This window comes from Oscillibacter sp. KLE 1745, from assembly GCF_000469445.2.
GTDB lineage: Bacteria > Bacillota > Clostridia > Oscillospirales > Oscillospiraceae > Oscillibacter > Oscillibacter welbionis.
Genome location: NZ_KI271741.1, coordinates 84,484 through 102,150, shown reverse-complemented (window position 1 = coordinate 102,150; position 17,667 = coordinate 84,484). Strand labels below are relative to the sequence as shown.

The following is a 17,667-nucleotide window of genomic DNA, read 5'->3' as shown; positions in this document are numbered from 1 at the left end:
GGGGGGGGCGCTATGATCGAACTTTTCGCCAGGAAGACCGCCCCTGGCTGGGACGCCTGGGGCGACGAAGTGGAAGGAGATAATGACCATGAGTGAAGGCATTTTCGGCAAGGACGCGGACCTGGCCCAGCGGCTGAAGGATCGGATCGCGTTCCACGCCAACGAACACCGGCACACCTACGAGATCGGGAAGGGCGTCATGGACGCCCTGGTCCTGGACCTTCTGGCCGACTTCCGCGACGCCGGCGGTGTGATCCTCCCTGTGAAGCCGAACGGGACCGTCTGGCTGATCCGGCGCCGCCGCGTCGTGTCGGCTACCGTCATGTTCGTCGGAGCGGGAGCGGACGGCCTGACGTCCTTCAGCGTCCTTCGTGGACGCCTGGGGACGACGGCCTGGTCGTCCGAGCAGTTCACCGAACACGACATCGGGAAGACGGTCTTCCTGACGAAGGAAGCGGCCGAAGCGGCCCTGGAAGGCTGGAAACAGGAATGACGGACTTCAACCTTGTCCCCGTGACGCTTCGAACGGCCCGCGCCTTCGTGACCGCCCATCACCGGCACAACGTAGCACCCCAGGGCCACAAGTTCAGCGTCGGGATCGAGCGGGACGGAAACCTGGTCGGCGTCGCTATCGTGGGGCGCCCGATAGCACGGCGCCAGGACGACGGGCGGACCGTCGAAGTGACCCGCGTCTGTGTGCTGGACGATAACCGGAACGCAAACAGCGCCCTTTATGGTGCGGCATGGCGCGCGGCGCGCGCTATGGGATATAGCCGGATCATTACATACACCCTTCCGGAGGAATCCGGCGCCAGCCTTCGGGCCGCCGGCTTTCGGAAGGTCGGAATGACGGAAGCAAAGGCGGCCGGTTGGTCCGTTCCCAGCCGACCGCGGGAGCGGCCGGAGAAATACCCAGACGGCCAGAAGGTGATCTGGGAAATCAAAAAAGGCGGTGACGGGCGTGAACAGGTGCGGCGACTGTGAGTTCTTCGGCGACTATGACAAGGTGGTCGTCGGCCCCTGGGAACCCGTCCCAGGGACAAACGGTCGGCAGTACAGGACCCATTACCTGGGCTTCGATGAAACCGCCGGCACGATCTGCAAACGCCCACGGACAGGAACGAAGACCCGTGTCTATGCGGAAGTGCCGGCCTGTCCACACTTCGAGCCGAAGACCTGGACGCGGCCGGAATATTGCCACGACTGCGACCGAAAGCACGGTGAAATGACGGACGGTTCGATCCTGTGTGACGGTTGGCCTGAATACCGAAAGGAAGGCGACACCGCCTGTCAGAACGGAAAAATCGCCTTCGGGAAGAACCTGTCCCTATTCTGACGCCATGAAGAGCCACGATCAGAAATACCACGAAGGAGGCGAAGGCCATGACGTTCCTTGAAGAGGTCCGCCGGAAGGTCGAGAAGGAAGAAAAGGCGTGTGCGACGTGCGGGAACCTGGTCCGCATAGGCGGGACGCTGATCGGCTGTGTCGCCCACGACAAACTGATCCTTCCGAACTATCCGCCCTACTTCGGACAAAAGCCGTGTCCGGACTGGAAGCCCTGATCCTGGAATGGCCCAGAAGAAGCGCCAGGGCGTCCCGCCGGCAATCCAGTATTCCATATTTGAAGGCGGCGACGTCTTCGTCTGCCCCTTCTGCTGTGCCGACCTTGCACGGACCGAAGCTGGAATCCCGCGCAAGTGTCCAGAGTGCGGACAACCCATAGAAAGGAAGCAAAGCCATGATCGGAAGAAGGCGTAAGAACTTGCCGAAGTGGCGCTATGACTTCAACTGTCGGAAGTGCGACAATATCCAGTTCATCGACGACCCCGCGCGCGGCCGCCTGGGCGACTACTGCGTGGCGTGTGTGGAAGCCTTCGACCAGGGGCGGCCGAATCCGATCCACGCCGACGACGACCGCGTCGTCCGGTGCGATTGCTTTCGGCCGATTCCCGAACCTGAAGAGGAAGAACAGAAAGAAGGTGAACCCACATGATGAAGCGTTTTCTGACCGGCGTCCTGTCCATCGTTGCGGGAACGGCCCTGGTGCTGACGTCCTTCGCCGGTGCGTGTTCCGGAGACGCCGGAAGTGTAAACGGACCACCAGCCCAGGAAACGCCGCCAGCGGCCTTCCAGGGGCCTTCTGGAACCCTTCCCGAAATGGAAACAGTTCCGGAGCCTGACCCAGAGCCGGAACCGGAGTGGATTGAAGCCGTGGCGACTGCGTACTGTTCATGCGAAATCTGCTGTGAAGAATGGGCGCTGAACCGGCCGGACGGGATCGTCTACACCGCCAGCGGCGCCGAAGCTGTCCAGGGCGTGACGATCGCCGCCGACTGGTCGATCTACCCGCCAGGGACCGTCCTGTTCGTGGAAGGCCTGGGCGAAATGGTCGTCCAGGACCGCGGCGGAGCGATCCAGGGCCAGAAGATCGACGTCTACTTCGAGAGCCACGACGACGCCCTTCAGTTCGGCCGCCAGAATGTCCGGTTCTACATAGTGAACGACTGAAAGAAGCTGAAATCAAATGATATCACGGGCAAGCGGACGAAGTCCGACTTGCTATCGTGCAGAAAGGAAACAGAACAGACATGGAGATCAAAGACATCGTTCAGAAGGCACACGACAACGCCGTCAAGCACGGCTTCTGGGACCCACCCCTTCCCTTCGGGACGGCGATCGCGCTGATCCATAGCGAACTTTCCGAAGCCCTGGAAGAGGAACGCGCCGGAAACCGAATCAGACCTGGGGACCCCGTTCCTATGATTTATTACAGCGGCGGAGGGTATGTCGCCACCGCGCCGACGAAATGTTGTGTAAAACCCGAAGGTGTGGCCGTGGAACTGGCCGACGCCGTGATCCGGATCGCGGACCTGTGCGGCCACCTGGGAATCGACCTGGACGCCGTGATTGCGGAGAAGATGGCCTACAACGCCGGCCGCCCCTATAAGCACGGGAAGCGGTTCTGAAAGGCGGCGACACCATGAATCAAGTTCAACTGATCGGCCGAATGGCCCGTGAACCGGAATTAAGGCGCACGGAGAAGGGGACGCCCGTCGTGTCCTTCGCCCTGGCCGTCGACCGCCGCTTCCAGCGTGACACCGTGGATTTTGTGGACTGCGTGGCATGGCGCGGGACGGCGGAGTTCGTGAACAAGTATTTCCGCAAGGGGAAGCGCGTCGCCCTGACCGGTTCGATCCAGGTCCGGAAGTGGAAGGACAAGGAAGGCAACGACCGGAAGACGGTCGAAGTGGTCGCCGACTCCGTGGAGTTCGCCGACGGCAAGGACCAGGGCGCCGGTTCCTACGCCGCCGACCAGATGGCCGCCGCCGCGGACCAGCAGTTCACGGAGGTCGAAGACGACGACGGAGAACTTCCATTCTGACACCCCCAGAAGAAAGGCGGTGAAACGCATGGATCAGAATGAAAAGGAAGAGAAGCGGAAGGCCTGGGTACGCTTCCGCGTCATGGACGTCCTTCGCAACCACGACCAGGAAGCGCGCGTCATAGAATCCCAGATTGCGGCGGAGCGGGCCGCCCTGGCCGAAGACCTGAAGGAAATCCTGGAATCCGCCTTCCCTTCCAGCCAGCTTTCCGACGCCGGCGTCCGCGTCCAGTCCTCCCCAGACCCAGACGCCCGAATGGTGAACATGGTCACGCGGACGGAGAAGCGCCGGAACACCGCCGACCGCCGGATCGGCGCCCTGGAACGTCAGGCCCAGCAGATCGAAGACGTCCTGTCCGCGATCCTGGACATGGACAGCCAGTCGAAGTGTGTCCTTCTGGCCCTGTATTACCCCTTCCGGTCCTACAAAGAAGCGGCCGGCTTCCTCCACATGGCGAAGGCCACGATCTACCGCCAGAGGAAAACGGCCCTGGACTCCCTATTCTCCACCATGTATAAATCCGATTCCTTCCGCTGAAAGATGAATACAGGTGAATACACATGGGACTTTCAATCTGCAAATCCATGTGGTAGAATTATAGTCGGGAACAGCGTGTTCCCCCTCCTTTTGAATAGGGTACAGAAAGACGTCCTTTCGGGGGCGTCTTTTTTGTACCCGCTTTCAGAGGATCACGAAGAAAGGACGGTGTGAATCATGGCGAAGATCACGAAGAAGAATGAAGTCTTCTGTGAAGAATATCTGATCGACCTGAACGCGACCCAGGCCGCGATCCGCGCCGGATATTCTCCGGATTCCGCGGGAAGTATTGGATTTGAATTGCTGAAGAAACCTGAAATTCGCGCGCGCATTGACCAGGCGATGGCCGAAAGGTCGAAGCGGACGGGGATCAACGCCGACCGCGTCCTTCGCGAACTGGGCCGGATCGCCTTCCTGAATCCGAAGGACGTGATCGACCTTGACACAGCGAAGGTCCTGGACACCGCAACCGAAGACGACCTGGCCGTGATCGCCGGCGTCAAGGTGAAGCAGACCCCGACAGAGTTAGGAACGAGCGTCGAGCGCGAAGTGAAGATGGCCGACAAGCTGAAGGCCCTGGAACTGTGCGGCCGCCACCTGGGAATGTTCAAGGACAATCCTGAAGCGAACGCCCCTGTGACGGTGGTGATCAACTATGACTACGGCGGCGAAGGTTGAGTTCAAGGCGACCGCCCAGTTCAACCCCGTCTTCCGCCCCGTCAACGAATGGCGCGGCCGCTACCGCATTTTGAAGGGATCGGCCGGTTCTGGGAAGTCCGTGAACATCGCCCAGGACTACATAGCGAAGCTATCCGACCCCGCCTATACCGGCGCGAACCTTCTGGTCGTCCGGAAAATCGAGGAAACGAACCGCGATTCCACCTTCGCGGAACTTCAGGCCGCGATCTACCGAATGTTCGGCCCCTACGCCGAACGCTTCTGGAAGGTCAACCTGAACCCCCTGGCCCTGGAATGTAAGATCACGGGGAACCGGATTATATTCCGCGGCGTGAAGGACCAGCGCCAGCGGGAGAAGGTGAAGTCCATCACCTTCAAAAACGGAAAACTGGTCTGGATATGGTGCGAGGAAGCGACGGAACTTCTTTCCGAAGACGTCGACATTCTGGACGACCGTCTTCGCGGCAAGCTGGACGGCATGAATCCGAACCTGTATTACCAGATCACAATGACCTTCAACCCCGTCAGCGCGACGCATTGGATCAAGGCCAGATACTTCGACAAGGCCGATCCGGACGTCCTGGCCCATCATTCCACCTATAAGACAAACCGGTTCATAGACCCCGCCTATTATCGCCGCATGGAGCGCCGCAAGGAAGAAGACCCTGAAGGGTATCGCGTCTATGGCCTTGGCGAATGGGGCGAACTGGGCGGCCTGATCCTGACGAACTTCGAAGTCCACGACTTCAAGGTCAACAGGGACGCCTTCGACGCCTTCTACTACGGCCAGGACTTCGGCTATAACCACGCGAACGCGATCCTGGGCGTCGGCTGGAAGGACGGAGAAGTCTATATCTGTTCCGAAATCTACGTCTTCGAGAAGGACACCGAAGAGATCATCGGCCTTGCAAATCAGGCGAAGGTCGACCGGCGTGTGGAAATGTTCTGTGATTCTGCGGAGCCGGACCGGATCAAGACCTGGCAGAAGGCCGGCTTCCGCGCCTACCCCGTGAAGAAAGAGCCTGGAAGCGTGAAGGCACAAATCGACTGGCTGAAGGGCCGGAAAATCCACATTCACCCTTCCTGTGTGAACGTCCTGAAGGAAGTTCAACAATGGAAGTGGAAAAAGGACCCGACCACGGGCCTTTACATCGACGAACCCGTGGAGTTCATGGACGACGCTATGGCGGCCCTTCGCTATTCCGTCGAACGACTCCGCCGCGGTTCCGCTATTGAAGTTTTGAAATAAGGGAGTGACACCACATGGCCGAATATTCCGTCATGGACCGGATCAACATGATTATTTCCGATCCGGACCACGCGACAATGACCCTGGCCCAGATCGTGACCGAAGAGATCAGGGAGTTCAAGGCGTCCGAGCAGTACGCGAACATGATCCAGGCCGAAGCCTATTACAGAAACCGGACCGACGTCCAGCGGAAGACGAACGACGTCGCGAACCGGTCGAATACCAGGATCGAACACCCGATTCTGAAGAAGCTGGTCGACCAGAAGGCGAACTACCTTCTGGGAAAGCCCTTCACCGTGGACACGAAGAACAGTTCCTACGGCGACGCCCTGAACGACGTCTTCGACCAGACCTTCCGCCGGAAGATCAAATCCCTGGGGAAGGGCGCCGTGAAATCCGGTATTGCATGGCTTCAGCCCTACTTCGACGACGGGAAACTGGCCTTCATGCGAATCCCGTCCGCGGAACTGGTCCCGATCTGGCGCGACGCGGAGCGAACGAAGCTGGACGCCTTTATTCGCTTCTATGACCAGGTGATCTACATCGGCACCAGAAAGCACACGATCACCCACGCCGAACTGTGGTGGACCGGCGGCGTCAAGTATTTCAAAACCGACGCCTTCGCCGGCACCATCGCCGGCGACTTTATCGTCGACACCGAACACGGCGACGAAACCAACGACTACACCGAACCCCATTTCACCGTCGGCAACAAGGCCTACAACTGGGACACCGTCCCGATCGTCTGGCTGAAGTACAACGAAGAGGAACTTCCCCTTTGCTACTTCATCAAGGACCTGATCGACGACATCAACTGGCAGACGTCCGTGACCGCCGACGTTCTCCGCGACGTGGCGAAGTTCATCTATATCCTGAAGAACTACGGCGGCCAGGACTTGGGCGAGTTCATCAAGGACCTGAAGGAACACATGGCGGTCAAAGTCACCACCGACGGCGGTGTGGACAAACTTCAGGCCGATCTTAATATCGACGCCGTCATGGCCTTCCTGGATAAACAGCGACGCGACGTCTACGACTTCGCCGCGGCCGTCGACACGAAGGACCCTGACCTGGGGAACGCGTCCGGAACGGCGATCAATTTCCGCTATATGGACCTGTCGTCCGACTGCGATTCCCTGGCGACCGAACTGAAGGACACCTTCCAGCGCCTGAAACTGTTCATCGACGTTTACCTTCAGATCGCCGGCAAGGGCGACTTTTCTAAGGAAACTTTCGACATCGTCTTCAACATGGACCTTCCCGTCAACGAAACCGACGTGATCCAGAACGCCGTCGCCAGCGAAAGCCTTCTGTCGAAGCGGACGATCCTTCAGAACCACCCCTGGGTGACGGACGCCGACGAAGAAATGGAGCGGATCGACGCGGAGAAGAAGGCCGCTATGGAGGAATACGGCGAAGGCCTGTTCGGCGACGCCCTGGGCGCCGGCAAGGGCCAGAACGGCCAGGGCGACCCCGTGAATGGCGGTGGAGCCGATGGCAACGAATAACCGTGACTACTGGGCCGAACGCGCCCTGACGCGCGAGAACGAAGCCTATCTTCGCGGCGCGAACCTGTCGGGGAAAATGTTCAGGGAATACGAAGCCGCGGCGAAGTCGATCCGAAGACAGATCGACAGCTTCTATTCGAAGTACGCCAGCAAGTACGGCCTGACCTACGACCAGGCGGTCCGCCTTCTGTCCAGGAAGGAGTTCCAGGAGTGGAAGGCCACCCTGGGCGACTATGTCGCCACCATCGAAGCCACCACCGACCCCAGCGTGAAGGCGGTCCTGAAGGCGCAACTGGACGCCCTGTCGGCGAACAGTTCCATTTCCCGCCTGGAAGCCCTTCAAGGTCAAATCGACCTGATCCTGAACGACCTGTGGAAACGCGGCGTCGAGCAGATGAAGGAAGAACTGGGCGAAGGCTTCGTCGAAGGCTACTACAAGAAGTCCTACGACCTCCAAAGCCGCGCCGGCTTCTACAATGAGATCGCGAAGATCGACGCTTCCGCCGTCGAAGACGCCGTGTCCTACCCCTGGTCCGGCGCCATGTTCTCCGATCGCCTGTGGCAGTCGAAACAGGCCCTGGTCTTCAACACCAGGGAGATCATCACCCAGGGCCTGATCCAGGGGAAAAGCGTGGGCGTCATGGCGTCCGCCCTTTCCTCCCGAATGGGCCAGTCCTACAAAAACGCCGAACGCCTGATCCGCACCGAAACCGCCCATATCCACGCAGAAGCCGACAGAAGGGCCTACAAGGAAGCCGGCGTCGCGGAATATGAATATATGGCCGCGGTCAACGAACGCACCTGTGACACTTGCGGCGCCCTGGACGGCCGCCGTTTCAAGGTCGACGACGCGGAACCTGGCGTCAACTACCCACCCATTCACCCGAACTGTCGCTGTACGACGGTCGAATATGACCCCGAAGAGGCCCTGGACTGGCTGAACAGCGGGGAGCCTATGCCGAAGCGGACCACCTATCAGGAGTGGTACAGCCGGCAGACGGCCGCAAACGGTCAAGGTTCGGTTGAAGTCGAACGGAAGAAGGCGTATAATATCAAGGCAGACCAGGAGCAATTCGACGCCTTCCTGGGCGTCCTTCCGGACGGCGAAGCCCCGCCCACCCTGGACGCCTTCCAGAACGTGAAATACACGAATCCGGAGAAATGGCGCCAGATGAAGGCGAAGGTCCGCCTTTACAACAGCACCGCCAGCCGCGGCACCCTTCCCGAAGCGGCGTCTGCGTCGGCACCCCAGGACAAACTTCAGGGCTACCTTCTGAACCATGAACACCCCCGCGGGAAGGAAAAGGCCCATGTGATCAACCAGGTCCTGGGCTACAATGTGGAAAACTGGGAAACCTTCCGGAAGAAACTTCTGACGGAGGTCCAGAAGTCCCCTGTGACGAAGACCGTACCCACGCAGTTCGGCGAACGGTACACCGTCCCCGTGATCCTGTACGGCCGGAAGGACCGGTTCCTTCGCCTGAACACCGTCTGGCAGATAGACACCGGCGGGAAGACCCCGCATTTCATCACGGCAACGCCGGAAAGGAAGAAGTGACAGCCTATGTTTGAATTATATGACACCGTCGTCCTTCTGGAAGACGACCATGACACCGGCGTCAAAGCCGGCACAGAAGGGACCGTCGTCTATATCCAGGGAAACGGGGAAGCCTACACCGTCGAGTTCTTCGACGAAAACGGGGACACGATCGAAGACGCCCTGTTCAAGGACTTCCTTCCGTCACAACTGAAGAAGAAGTAAACGTCGGCCGACCGGCCGGCGTTTTCTTATACCCTTTTCCAGGTGGAACAGGCGTCGCCTTCGGGCGGCGCCTTTTTCATAATACAAGCCGCACCCGCCCGGCGACCAGGCGGGACCGCAAAGGGCGTGGAAGCCGCCATATAAACAGCGGAGAAAGGAACACCTATGATCATTGAAGGAATCAGAAATCTTCTGGGCGAAGACCTGGCGAAACAGGTCGAAGCGGCGCTGAAGGGCAAGGGCAAGGACGGAAAGGACGTCGACCTGGTGATCGGGAACGACGGGACCTTCGTTCCGGCCGAAAAGTACAACGGCGCCAACAGCGGGAAGGCCAGCGCGGAAAACGCCCTGAAGGCGGCCGCGGAAGCCCTGAAGGCTGTCGGCGGTTCCGGCGATCCGGCAAAGATTGCGGACGACGTCAAGGTCGCGAAGGAGAAGTTCGACACCCTTCAGACGACCCACGCCGCCGAACTTGCGAAGATCGGCAAGCGGTCCGCCCTTCAGATGGCCTTGAACGGGAAGGTCTATGACCCTTCCGACATCATCGGCCTTCTGGACATGGACAAGATCGAAGTCAGCGACGACGGAAGCCTGAAAACTGACCTGGAAGGCCTTCTGAAGCCGATCAAGGAGTCGAAGGCGTACCTGTTCAAGGAAGACCCCGCAAAGACCCCGCCCGTCCACGGCGCGACGCCGGCCGATCCTGGCCCGAAGACGCCGCCGGCGGCCGGCAAGGTAGACGGCCCCGTCTGCCTGTAAACCACACCACCAAAAACGAAAGGAATGATACACAATGGCAAGAACTAAAGCTATCAGCCTGATCCAGAGCGGTTCCACGAAGGCCGACCTGGCCGAACTGTCCGGCCTGGTGATCGCGAACATTCAGAAGGACACCCTGGCCCAGGGCCTGAAGTCCCAGGCCTACACCGGCAACCCCGCCAGCGGTTCCGTCGAGTTCAAGCGATTCAAGAACAGTGCGTCCCAGCCCTACGGCACCGCGCGCACCGCGAACAAGGGAACCGCGATCACCGTTCCCCCGACCCCTGTCAACCTGGACACCCACCGCGAGATCGTCGAGGAAGCCGCGAAGTTCGACCTGGACACCTTCGGCGTGACGAACATCATGGCGCGCCGCGCCGACAACCACGTCGACACCGTGGCCGCGGAGTTCGACGCCGCCTTCTTCCAGACCGCCTTCGACGCCGGCACCGCCTACACCCCCGACGCCAGCGCCACGATTGAGGAAATCCTGGAAGGCCTGATCCAGAGCGTGGAAACCGTGAAGAACGACTACGTCCGCGGCGTTCCCCGTAACCTGATCCGCCTGGTTCTGGACCCCGTCACCTACGGCAAGGCCAGAAACTACCTGGACAAGAACACCAACAACGCCAACGTCGACACCGCGGCGGAGGACTTCGCCATGTTCCACGGCGTCCGCGTCTATTCCTCCATCAACCTTCCTGTGAAGACTGAAACCGTGGAAACCAGCAAGACGAAGACCACCACCTGTCACGGCGTCGCCATGATCGAAGGCGCGATCGCCCAGCCGGCGGTCATTTACCCCTACAAGGAGCCGGAGAAGATCCCCCTGTCCAACGACTACGGCGTGTCCATGTTCTTCGACTACGGCACGAAGGCCCTGACCCCCGACCTGATCTTCACCTACTCCACCAGCGTCACTTCCGCCTGATCGGCGTGACGCCCGTTTGAAAGGAGGAACAGAACGTGAAGTTCAAGCACATTAGAACCGGCGCGATCCTGGAACCCCATAGCGACTTCGTTCTGGAACAGTTCCAGAAGTCCCCCGACCTGATCCCCTTCGACGATCCGGAGCCTGTCGCCGCCCCTGGCGACGGCGACAAGCCCCTGTCGAAGTTCACGAAGGACGAACTTCTGGAAATGGCCCAGGAAGCCGGAATCGCGGTCCCTGACGGCGCGAAGAAGGCGGAGATCATCGACCTGATCGAAGCCCTGAAGCAGAACTGACGGGGCCGCCGAAAGGTGGTCTATCATGCTGAAAGAAATCCTTGCTTCCCTGGAAGGCCTGACCGACCTTGAAAGGGCCGAAGTCCTTCGGACGCTTATGTCCGGACAGACGGTCCTTCAGAAGGTCAAGGTCCTTCTGGGGATCACCACGGAGGACCAGGACGACGTTCTGGAATATGTGATCCAGACCGTTCAGACCCTGGTCCTTCGCTATATCAACTGGGACGAACTCCCCCTGGAACTGGGAAACGTCCTGGCTGTCATGTGCGTCAGCTACTACAAGGCCGCCGGACTGGGAACCACCGCGGCGGCGCCTGGGGCCGTGTCTTCCGTGAAGCGCGGCGACGTCCAGACGTCCTTCGCGGTCGGTTCCGGTTCTTCCGGATCGGCCGGAACCTTCAACCTGGGAAACGACAACGGCGACTTCTTCGGTTGGAAGACGGTCCTGAACGAATATCGGAAGTTAAGGTGGTGACGGAATGGCCTTCGGAAGCCCCGCGGCGGAGCGCGCCGCGATCGAAAGCACCTATGAAGACACCGCCACCGTCTACCGGACAGCACCAAAAAGGGGCGCGAACGGCCTGTCCGCAAGCGTCCCCGACGTGGTTTATTCTGGTATCATTTGCGCGCTGTCGTATTCAGGCACAAACAGCAGTATGCAGACAAACGCACAACAGAACATCGACCACGACGCCGTCGTCTTTGCCGGTCCGGACCTGAAGGTCCTTCCTGGCGACACGATCGTCGTGAAGCGGTTCGGCCGCGACGACCCTTCCAGCACCCAGGAAGTGACGTTCGAAGTGATCGGCCGCCCGTCGGTGTATGCCACCCACCAGGAAATCAAAGTAAAGGACGGTGATCTGTCGTGACCTTGAACGACTTCCTGGAAGCGATCGCGAAGAAGCTGATCGCCAGGTGGCCCGTCCGTCACGTCTTCGTCAACCGGATTCCGGCCGAAGCTGACGGAAACTTCTATGTCCGCGTGATCGAAACCACCCAGGAACAGAAGCTGGACCGCCGCCGCGTCAGGACGACGCGGTTCGAAGTCTGCTATCTTCAGGCGGACAGGGACAACCTGTCCTTCAATACCTGGTTGGAAGCTATGCTGGACGACTTCGAAACCCTTTCCGTCTTCGAGAAGACCGAGGACGGGACGGACGTCTTCCGGTCGCTTCGGCTGACGAACATCGCGGCAAACCAGGACGGCGATGAACGGTTCTTTTCCTTCCGCTTCGACGCCCGACTGAACTTCGTGATCACGCCCGACGTGATCCCGTCCATGTATTATCTGGATCAGAACAACACGATCAAATCGGAGGTCTGACAAATGGCCCAGAAGAAAAAGACCGTCGCCGTCGACCAGGAAGCGCCGGTCTTCACAAAGGAACAACTGGTCAAGTCTAAAACCCTGGGCGTCCCCAGGGACGCCGTTGCGGCGATCCTGAAGGACGGCCAGACCTACACACGGGAAGAAGCGGTCCGCCTTGTGACCGACTTCCTTGAAAGGAGCGTGTAACTATGCCTATTGGTGGAGGTTCTTTCACCGTACAGAACAAGGTCCTTCCTGGTGCTTACATCAACTTCGTGAGCATGGGGACCAACGCCAAAATGGGGGAACGCGGCGTCGCGGCCCTTCCCCTGGAACTGAACTGGGGACCTGAAGGCCAGGTCTTCAAGCTGGACGCCGCGGACTTCAACGCGACCAGTCTGAAGGTCTTCGGCTACGACCCCACCGACGCGAATATCCTTCTGGTCCGCGAAGCCATGAAGCGCGCGAAGACCCTTCTGATCTACCGCGTGAACGGCGGCGGCACGAAGGCCAGCGCCACCGTCGGCGGAATGACCGTGACCGCGAAGTATGGCGGCACCCGCGGCAACGCGATCAAGGTCGCCGTGATCACCAACGTCGACGACGCCACGAAGGCGGACGTCGTGACCTATCTTGACGATATGGTCATGGACAGCCAGACCGTCGCGAAGTCCGGCGGCACCGCTTCCCTGGTCGCGAACGACTTCGTCACCTTCGGCACCGTCGCCACCCTGGCGGCCGCCACCGCGACCCCGTTGACCGGCGGCACGAACGCCACGGTCAACGCCGCGAAGCACACCGCCGCCCTGACCGCCTTCGAAGTGGAAACCTTCAACGTGATCGGCTACCCTGGCACCGTGGAGGACATCAAGTCCCTGTATGCGGCCTTCGTCAAGCGCCTTCGCGACGACGAAGGGAAGAAGATCGTCGGCGTCCTGTATGGCTACGACGGCGACAATATGGGCCTGATCAACGTGAAGAACGGCGTCGTCCTGACCAACGGGACCACCATCACAGGCGACAAGGCCGTCGCCTGGGTGACTGGCGCTTCCGCCGGCGCGGAAGTGAACGAGTCCCTGACGAACACCGCCTACGACGACGCCGTGGACGTCGACATCAAATACACGAAGTCCCAGTTCGAAGCCGCGATCAAGGCCGGCGAGTTCGTATTCTATGCCGACTACGGGAAGGCCCGTGTCCTGACGGACATCAACAGCCTAACCACCATCGGCCAAAATATGTCTTCCGACTGGGTGTCGAACCGCGTCGTCCGCGTCATGGACGGCTGGGCGAACGACGTCGCCCGTATCTTCGGCGAGTCCTATATCGGCCTGGTGACGAACAGCGACACCGGCCGCCAGCTTTTCAAGGCTGACCTGGTGTCCCTGGCCCTTCAGTACCAGTCTATCGACGCAATCAGTAACTTCAAGTCCGACGACATCACCGTTCAGCAGGGCGACGGCAAACGCGACGTCGCGGTCGACTGCGCCCTTCAGCCGAACGACAGCATGGAAAAGCTGTATATGACCGTCGTCGTGAACTGACGAAAGGAGTGACCCAGAATGAAGACTTTGAACGCACCTGATACCATTTCCGGCAAGGCCGGTCGCGCCTACGCAAAGATCAACGGCAACAACGAAGAACTGTTCTTCGCGAAGACTATCGAAGCCACCGTCGAGAAGAACAAGTCCGAAGTGAAGGCGATCGGGAAGCGCATGACGGGCCATAAGACCACCGGCGCCAACGGGACCGGCTCCATGACCCTTTACTACATGACGCCCCTGTTCCGCGAACTGATCCGCCAGTGGAAGGAAACCGGCGTGGACGTCTACTTCGACATGGTCGTCGAGAACGACGACGAAGAGTCCGCCGCCGGCAAGCAGACGATCCTTCTGATCGACTGCAACCTGGATTCCGTGATCCTGGCGAAGCTGGACGGCGACAGCGACGACGCCCTGGACGAAGACGCCGACTTCACCTTCGAGGACTTCGACATTCTGAAGGCCTTCAACCAGATTTAACCACCCACCGTTCAGAAGGAGGAAATACACATGGGTAAACTTCAGGAATTTCTTATGCAGAGCGAAGAGCGCGCACAGGTGACGGAGGAAGTTGCGATCAGCGGCTTCCCCGTCCCCTTCACCGTCAAGTCGATCACAGAGGGCGAAAACAAGGCCCTTCGGAAGACCTGTCAGAAGGTGAACTTCGACAAGAAGACCCACCAGAAGACCACGGAAACCGATATGGACCTTTACAATAACCGCCTGGTGATCGCCTGTTGTGTGGACCCGAACTTCAAGGACGCCGACCTTCAGGCGAAGTATGGCGTCATGGGCGCCGAAGCCCTGATCGACGTCCTTCTGAAGCCTGGACAGTTCGTCGACCTTCTGGTCGCGATCCAGGACGTCAACGGCTTCACCGACGACGTGAACGACCTTCGCGAAGAGGCAAAAAACTAATCACCGGTGGAGAGCGTGAGGAAGACGCGGACGGCGAAGCCGTCTATGCACACTACGCCCTTCACCGGCTGAAAATCCTCCCTGGCGCGCTGATGGCCCTTCCCCTTCGGGAACGGGCCTTCATTTATGCTTCCATCGACCTTCAGGTCGAGAAGGAGAAGAAGGAACAGAAACGGGCCGCGGCGCGGCGGGGGAAGAAAGGACGGTGAAGAACCGTGCCTGGTGTTTCGACACCTATGACGATCCGCGACGGTATGTCCGCAAAGCTGAAGCGGATCACGTCCGCCTTTCAGAAGATGGAGCGCGCCGCCAGGTCCGCGGACAAGGCCACCCAGGCCGTGAACCCTGGCCGGACCCTGGAAAACAGCGCGTCTTTGATCGACCGCGCCCGAAAGCGCCTGGACGCCTTTATCAACAGGCAGAGGGACGCCGGCAAGGGGGCGGAAGAAGTATCTGACGCCTGGTCCCGAACGGAAGGCCTGATCAGGAAGGCCCTGGCGGTCTTTTCGGTCGCCGCCGTCAAGGGCCAGATTCAAAAGGCCCTGGAAGAGTTTTCGAACCAGTACAACGCCGAAGTCCAACTGGGCGTCGTTATGAAGAACGCCGGCATGGACCAGAAAGCCTTCGACGCGATCCGCGACAGGGCGTCCGAACTGGAATCGAAGACCACCTTCGGCGGCGATACCTTTGTCGCCGGTGCGGCCGAATTGGGAACCTATCTGAAGGACCCTAAAGCCCTTTCCGCGGCTATGGGGACCCTTGCAAACTACGCCGCCGGCATGGGCGGCCCGTCTGTGGACCAAAGCCAGATGGTCGAATATGCAACCCAGCTTGGCAAGGCCTTAGATGGCACCTATGACGGCCTGAAGAAGAAGGGCTTCGAGTTATCCGAAGCCCAGCAGAAGATCATAGAAACCGGAACCGACATGGAAAAGGTCGCTGTGATCAACGACGTGATCAATCAGTCCTGGAAGGGACTGGCCGAGTCCTACGCCAACACCCCCACCGGCAAGATCGAGCAGTTCAAGAACAAGATCGGCCAACTGTACGAAGCGGCCGGCCAGAAGCTGGTCGGCGGCGTCATGCGCCTTCTGACGGCGGTGACGAACCTTCTGGACACCCTTCAGAACACCGGCGCCCTGGACGGCGTCTGTGTCGTCCTGAACGTGATCATGGGCCTTCTGGGCTATGCGGCGACCGCCGTGTCCTGGATCGCCCAGGTGGTCGTCGACAACTGGCCCACCGTGTCCGCGATTCTGACGGCGATCGCGATCGTCCTTCTTCCGGCCATGATCTCCCGCCTGTGGGCTACCGTGGCGCCTGTCCTTGCACAGGCCGCGGCCTGGGCGCTTGCAAATGCGCCGCTCATTATGATGATCGCCCTGGTCGCCCTTCTGATCTCCGCCGCAATGGACGCCGGCGTCACCATTGAAGACGTCGTGGGCTTCGTGGGCGGCCTTCTGGGCGGCCTGTATGCCTTCGGCTACAACCTGATCGCCGACATTTGGAACTACATCGCCACATTCGCGGAGTTCTTCGCGAATGTCTTCACCGATCCGATCGGTTCCATTGAACGCCTGTTCCTGGGACTGGCGGATTCCGTCCTGGGCGTCCTGGAAACCATAGCGAACGCGATCGACGCGGTCTTCGGATCGAGCCTGTCGGACGCCGTCGGCAACTGGCGAAGCGGCCTTCAGGCGAAGATCGAAGCCAGCTATGGAGAAAACGCCGTCCGCTATGACCGTATGGAGAAGATCGACACGGCCAGCACGGCGGCCGCCTGGTCCACCGGCGCGAAGGGAATCGCGAACAACCTTTCCCAGATCACCGGCAAGCTGGACAGCCTGACTTCTTCCTGGGACGTGTCCCGCGCAACCGGCGCGATCAACGGCGGGGACCTGGACAGCGTCGGTTCCGTCGGCAAGATCGACAGCGACGTCAATATCGCCGACGAAGACCTGAAGTTCCTTCGCGACGTGGCCGAAATGCGCTATGTCCAGAACTTCGTCACCCTGACCCCGACCGTCGCGATGGACGCCCAGATCAGCGAACGCGTGGACCTGGACGACGTCGTCAGCGCGATCGAACGGAAGCTGGAAGGTGAGTTCATCGCCGCCGCGGAAGGAGTGTATAACTAATGAGCCGATACAGAATGACCCTGATCGCGGGGGGACGGGAAATCAACATTCCCGTCCTTCCCGCTTCCCTGAAGGTGTCTTCCCCTGGCAAGAACGAACGGACGACCGTCCTTGAACTGGGCGAAGTCCTGATCCTTCGGAAGAAGGGGCTTCGGACCATCGAATGGGACAGCTTCTTCCCGAAGTCCAGCGCCCCCTATACCACGGGCCAAGTCCGGAACCCGACCGCCATTATCCAGGCGATCCAGTCCGCCAGGGACGGCCGGACACCCCTTCGCTTCCTGATCACCGGAACGGACCTGGACATGAACGTCAAAATGGGCGTGGAGTCCTTCGAGTACGAAGAGCGGTCCGGCGAACTGGGGGACTTCTACTATTCGATCAAGCTGTATGAATGGCGGGACTATTCCGCGAAGCGGATCACCCTTCCCGCCCAGAAGTCGGAGCCGGCGAAGGCCCAGGAACCGACCAGGGCCGGCCAGCCGGCCAGCAAACCAAAAACCTACACCGTGAAGTCTGGGGATTGCCTGTGGAACATCGCGAAGGCGCTGTACGGCAACGGGGCGGACTACACGAAAATCTATAACGCCAACAAGGGGACGATCGGGAAAAATCCGAACCTGATCTACCCTGGACAGACGTTCACGATCCCTTGAT

At 59.9% G+C, this 17,667-nt stretch carries 26 protein-coding genes; all 26 read left to right on the top strand.

All coding sequences use genetic code 11. The features are described from left to right. Positions 1-88: 88 nt before the first annotated feature. The 26 genes from HMPREF1546_RS12175 to HMPREF1546_RS12045 all read left to right on the top strand — a co-directional run bounded on the left by HMPREF1546_RS12175 (position 89) and on the right by HMPREF1546_RS12045 (position 17,666). Positions 89-493 (top strand): hypothetical protein, encoded by a 405-nt coding sequence (locus tag HMPREF1546_RS12175; RefSeq protein ID WP_021751988.1) that lies wholly within the window; start codon positions 89-91, stop codon positions 491-493. Further along, positions 490-984 carry an XF1762 family protein gene (locus tag HMPREF1546_RS12170; RefSeq protein WP_021751099.1) on the top strand — a complete coding sequence of 165 codons (495 nt, stop codon included), beginning with the start codon at positions 490-492 and terminating at the stop codon, positions 982-984. The genes HMPREF1546_RS12175 and HMPREF1546_RS12170 overlap by 4 nt, the downstream gene beginning before the upstream one ends. Beyond that, entirely contained in the window at positions 962-1,336 is a 375-nt protein-coding gene (locus HMPREF1546_RS12165) for a hypothetical protein (RefSeq protein WP_021751098.1), read from the top strand. The genes HMPREF1546_RS12170 and HMPREF1546_RS12165 overlap by 23 nt, the downstream gene beginning before the upstream one ends. Before the next feature lie 47 nt (positions 1,337-1,383). Then, on the top strand, positions 1,384-1,563 hold the full coding sequence (locus tag HMPREF1546_RS12160) for a hypothetical protein (protein ID WP_021751987.1): 180 nt from the start codon (positions 1,384-1,386) through the stop codon (positions 1,561-1,563). A gap of 176 nt (positions 1,564-1,739) precedes the next feature. Beyond that, entirely contained in the window at positions 1,740-1,994 is a 255-nt protein-coding gene (locus HMPREF1546_RS12155; RefSeq protein WP_021751096.1) for a hypothetical protein, read from the top strand. Further along, on the top strand, positions 1,991-2,509 hold the full coding sequence (locus tag HMPREF1546_RS12150) for a 3D domain-containing protein (protein WP_021751095.1): 519 nt from the start codon (positions 1,991-1,993) through the stop codon (positions 2,507-2,509). Before HMPREF1546_RS12155 ends, HMPREF1546_RS12150 begins: the two co-directional genes overlap by 4 nt. Before the next feature lie 80 nt (positions 2,510-2,589). Beyond that, positions 2,590-2,967, top strand: a complete 378-nt coding sequence (locus HMPREF1546_RS12145; RefSeq protein ID WP_021751094.1) for a hypothetical protein — start codon at positions 2,590-2,592, stop codon at positions 2,965-2,967. 14 nt (positions 2,968-2,981) lie between these two features. Further along, positions 2,982-3,383, top strand: coding sequence for a single-stranded DNA-binding protein (locus tag HMPREF1546_RS12140; protein WP_021751093.1), 402 nt, complete (start codon positions 2,982-2,984; stop codon positions 3,381-3,383). Between the two features lie 28 nt (positions 3,384-3,411). Next, positions 3,412-3,921: a hypothetical protein gene (locus HMPREF1546_RS12135; RefSeq protein ID WP_021751092.1), complete on the top strand. Its 510-nt coding sequence runs from the start codon at positions 3,412-3,414 to the stop codon at positions 3,919-3,921. Positions 3,922-4,098: 177 nt separating this feature from the next. After that, on the top strand, positions 4,099-4,599 hold the full coding sequence (locus tag HMPREF1546_RS12130; protein WP_021751090.1) for a terminase small subunit: 501 nt from the start codon (positions 4,099-4,101) through the stop codon (positions 4,597-4,599). Next, on the top strand, positions 4,577-5,848 hold the full coding sequence (locus HMPREF1546_RS12125; protein ID WP_021751089.1) for a PBSX family phage terminase large subunit: 1,272 nt from the start codon (positions 4,577-4,579) through the stop codon (positions 5,846-5,848). The genes HMPREF1546_RS12130 and HMPREF1546_RS12125 overlap by 23 nt, the downstream gene beginning before the upstream one ends. 14 nt (positions 5,849-5,862) lie before the next feature. After that, the gene (locus tag HMPREF1546_RS12120) at positions 5,863-7,356 is read left to right on the top strand and encodes a phage portal protein (protein ID WP_021751088.1); all 1,494 of its coding nucleotides are present in this window, start codon (positions 5,863-5,865) and stop codon (positions 7,354-7,356) included. Then, a complete protein-coding gene (locus HMPREF1546_RS12115) occupies positions 7,343-8,914 on the top strand; it encodes a minor capsid protein (protein ID WP_198016088.1) in 1,572 nt (523 codons plus the stop codon). Before HMPREF1546_RS12120 ends, HMPREF1546_RS12115 begins: the two co-directional genes overlap by 14 nt. Before the next feature lie 6 nt (positions 8,915-8,920). Then, positions 8,921-9,118 carry a DUF4926 domain-containing protein gene (locus tag HMPREF1546_RS12110; RefSeq protein ID WP_021751086.1) on the top strand — a complete coding sequence of 66 codons (198 nt, stop codon included), beginning with the start codon at positions 8,921-8,923 and terminating at the stop codon, positions 9,116-9,118. A 165-nt stretch (positions 9,119-9,283) separates the two neighbouring features. Continuing rightward, the gene (locus tag HMPREF1546_RS12105) at positions 9,284-9,877 is read left to right on the top strand and encodes a phage scaffolding protein (protein WP_021751084.1); all 594 of its coding nucleotides are present in this window, start codon (positions 9,284-9,286) and stop codon (positions 9,875-9,877) included. Between the two features lie 34 nt (positions 9,878-9,911). Beyond that, entirely contained in the window at positions 9,912-10,808 is an 897-nt protein-coding gene (locus tag HMPREF1546_RS12100) for a hypothetical protein (protein ID WP_021751083.1), read from the top strand. 35 nt (positions 10,809-10,843) lie between these two features. Further along, the gene (locus tag HMPREF1546_RS12095) at positions 10,844-11,104 is read left to right on the top strand and encodes a hypothetical protein (RefSeq protein WP_021751082.1); all 261 of its coding nucleotides are present in this window, start codon (positions 10,844-10,846) and stop codon (positions 11,102-11,104) included. A gap of 25 nt (positions 11,105-11,129) precedes the next feature. After that, positions 11,130-11,579, top strand: a complete 450-nt coding sequence (locus HMPREF1546_RS12090) for a phage head-tail connector protein (RefSeq protein WP_021751081.1) — start codon at positions 11,130-11,132, stop codon at positions 11,577-11,579. Positions 11,580-11,583: 4 nt separating this feature from the next. Further along, positions 11,584-11,973, top strand: a complete 390-nt coding sequence (locus HMPREF1546_RS12085) for a hypothetical protein (protein ID WP_021751080.1) — start codon at positions 11,584-11,586, stop codon at positions 11,971-11,973. Then, a complete protein-coding gene (locus HMPREF1546_RS12080) occupies positions 11,970-12,428 on the top strand; it encodes a DUF6838 family protein (RefSeq protein WP_021751079.1) in 459 nt (152 codons plus the stop codon). Before HMPREF1546_RS12085 ends, HMPREF1546_RS12080 begins: the two co-directional genes overlap by 4 nt. Before the next feature lie 3 nt (positions 12,429-12,431). Further along, positions 12,432-12,620, top strand: coding sequence for a hypothetical protein (locus HMPREF1546_RS12075; protein WP_021751078.1), 189 nt, complete (start codon positions 12,432-12,434; stop codon positions 12,618-12,620). Positions 12,621-12,622: 2 nt separating this feature from the next. Beyond that, the gene (locus tag HMPREF1546_RS12070) at positions 12,623-13,957 is read left to right on the top strand and encodes a phage tail sheath family protein (protein WP_021751077.1); all 1,335 of its coding nucleotides are present in this window, start codon (positions 12,623-12,625) and stop codon (positions 13,955-13,957) included. Between the two features lie 18 nt (positions 13,958-13,975). Next, on the top strand, positions 13,976-14,434 hold the full coding sequence (locus HMPREF1546_RS12065) for a phage tail tube protein (RefSeq protein ID WP_021751076.1): 459 nt from the start codon (positions 13,976-13,978) through the stop codon (positions 14,432-14,434). Between the two features lie 30 nt (positions 14,435-14,464). Continuing rightward, positions 14,465-14,872: a phage XkdN-like protein gene (locus tag HMPREF1546_RS12060; protein WP_021751075.1), complete on the top strand. Its 408-nt coding sequence runs from the start codon at positions 14,465-14,467 to the stop codon at positions 14,870-14,872. Between the two features lie 236 nt (positions 14,873-15,108). Beyond that, a complete protein-coding gene (locus tag HMPREF1546_RS12050; RefSeq protein WP_021751074.1) occupies positions 15,109-17,010 on the top strand; it encodes a hypothetical protein in 1,902 nt (633 codons plus the stop codon). Beyond that, positions 17,010-17,666, top strand: a complete 657-nt coding sequence (locus HMPREF1546_RS12045) for a LysM peptidoglycan-binding domain-containing protein (RefSeq protein ID WP_021751073.1) — start codon at positions 17,010-17,012, stop codon at positions 17,664-17,666. The genes HMPREF1546_RS12050 and HMPREF1546_RS12045 overlap by 1 nt, the downstream gene beginning before the upstream one ends. The last annotated feature ends 1 nt before the right edge of the window (position 17,667 follow it).

Coding starts and splice junctions, on each gene's coding strand:
- HMPREF1546_RS12175 (WP_021751988.1), top strand. CDS start 89: ATGAGTGAAGGCATTTTCGGCAAGGACGCGGACCTGGCCCAGCGGCTG.
- HMPREF1546_RS12170 (WP_021751099.1), top strand. CDS start 490: ATGACGGACTTCAACCTTGTCCCCGTGACGCTTCGAACGGCCCGCGCC.
- HMPREF1546_RS12160 (WP_021751987.1), top strand. CDS start 1,384: ATGACGTTCCTTGAAGAGGTCCGCCGGAAGGTCGAGAAGGAAGAAAAG.
- HMPREF1546_RS12155 (WP_021751096.1), top strand. CDS start 1,740: ATGATCGGAAGAAGGCGTAAGAACTTGCCGAAGTGGCGCTATGACTTC.
- HMPREF1546_RS12150 (WP_021751095.1), top strand. CDS start 1,991: ATGATGAAGCGTTTTCTGACCGGCGTCCTGTCCATCGTTGCGGGAACG.
- HMPREF1546_RS12145 (WP_021751094.1), top strand. CDS start 2,590: ATGGAGATCAAAGACATCGTTCAGAAGGCACACGACAACGCCGTCAAG.
- HMPREF1546_RS12140 (WP_021751093.1), top strand. CDS start 2,982: ATGAATCAAGTTCAACTGATCGGCCGAATGGCCCGTGAACCGGAATTA.
- HMPREF1546_RS12135 (WP_021751092.1), top strand. CDS start 3,412: ATGGATCAGAATGAAAAGGAAGAGAAGCGGAAGGCCTGGGTACGCTTC.
- HMPREF1546_RS12130 (WP_021751090.1), top strand. CDS start 4,099: ATGGCGAAGATCACGAAGAAGAATGAAGTCTTCTGTGAAGAATATCTG.
- HMPREF1546_RS12125 (WP_021751089.1), top strand. CDS start 4,577: ATGACTACGGCGGCGAAGGTTGAGTTCAAGGCGACCGCCCAGTTCAAC.
- HMPREF1546_RS12120 (WP_021751088.1), top strand. CDS start 5,863: ATGGCCGAATATTCCGTCATGGACCGGATCAACATGATTATTTCCGAT.
- HMPREF1546_RS12115 (WP_198016088.1), top strand. CDS start 7,343: ATGGCAACGAATAACCGTGACTACTGGGCCGAACGCGCCCTGACGCGC.
- HMPREF1546_RS12110 (WP_021751086.1), top strand. CDS start 8,921: ATGTTTGAATTATATGACACCGTCGTCCTTCTGGAAGACGACCATGAC.
- HMPREF1546_RS12105 (WP_021751084.1), top strand. CDS start 9,284: ATGATCATTGAAGGAATCAGAAATCTTCTGGGCGAAGACCTGGCGAAA.
- HMPREF1546_RS12100 (WP_021751083.1), top strand. CDS start 9,912: ATGGCAAGAACTAAAGCTATCAGCCTGATCCAGAGCGGTTCCACGAAG.
- HMPREF1546_RS12090 (WP_021751081.1), top strand. CDS start 11,130: ATGCTGAAAGAAATCCTTGCTTCCCTGGAAGGCCTGACCGACCTTGAA.
- HMPREF1546_RS12085 (WP_021751080.1), top strand. CDS start 11,584: ATGGCCTTCGGAAGCCCCGCGGCGGAGCGCGCCGCGATCGAAAGCACC.
- HMPREF1546_RS12075 (WP_021751078.1), top strand. CDS start 12,432: ATGGCCCAGAAGAAAAAGACCGTCGCCGTCGACCAGGAAGCGCCGGTC.
- HMPREF1546_RS12070 (WP_021751077.1), top strand. CDS start 12,623: ATGCCTATTGGTGGAGGTTCTTTCACCGTACAGAACAAGGTCCTTCCT.
- HMPREF1546_RS12065 (WP_021751076.1), top strand. CDS start 13,976: ATGAAGACTTTGAACGCACCTGATACCATTTCCGGCAAGGCCGGTCGC.
- HMPREF1546_RS12060 (WP_021751075.1), top strand. CDS start 14,465: ATGGGTAAACTTCAGGAATTTCTTATGCAGAGCGAAGAGCGCGCACAG.
- HMPREF1546_RS12050 (WP_021751074.1), top strand. CDS start 15,109: ATGACGATCCGCGACGGTATGTCCGCAAAGCTGAAGCGGATCACGTCC.
- HMPREF1546_RS12045 (WP_021751073.1), top strand. CDS start 17,010: ATGAGCCGATACAGAATGACCCTGATCGCGGGGGGACGGGAAATCAAC.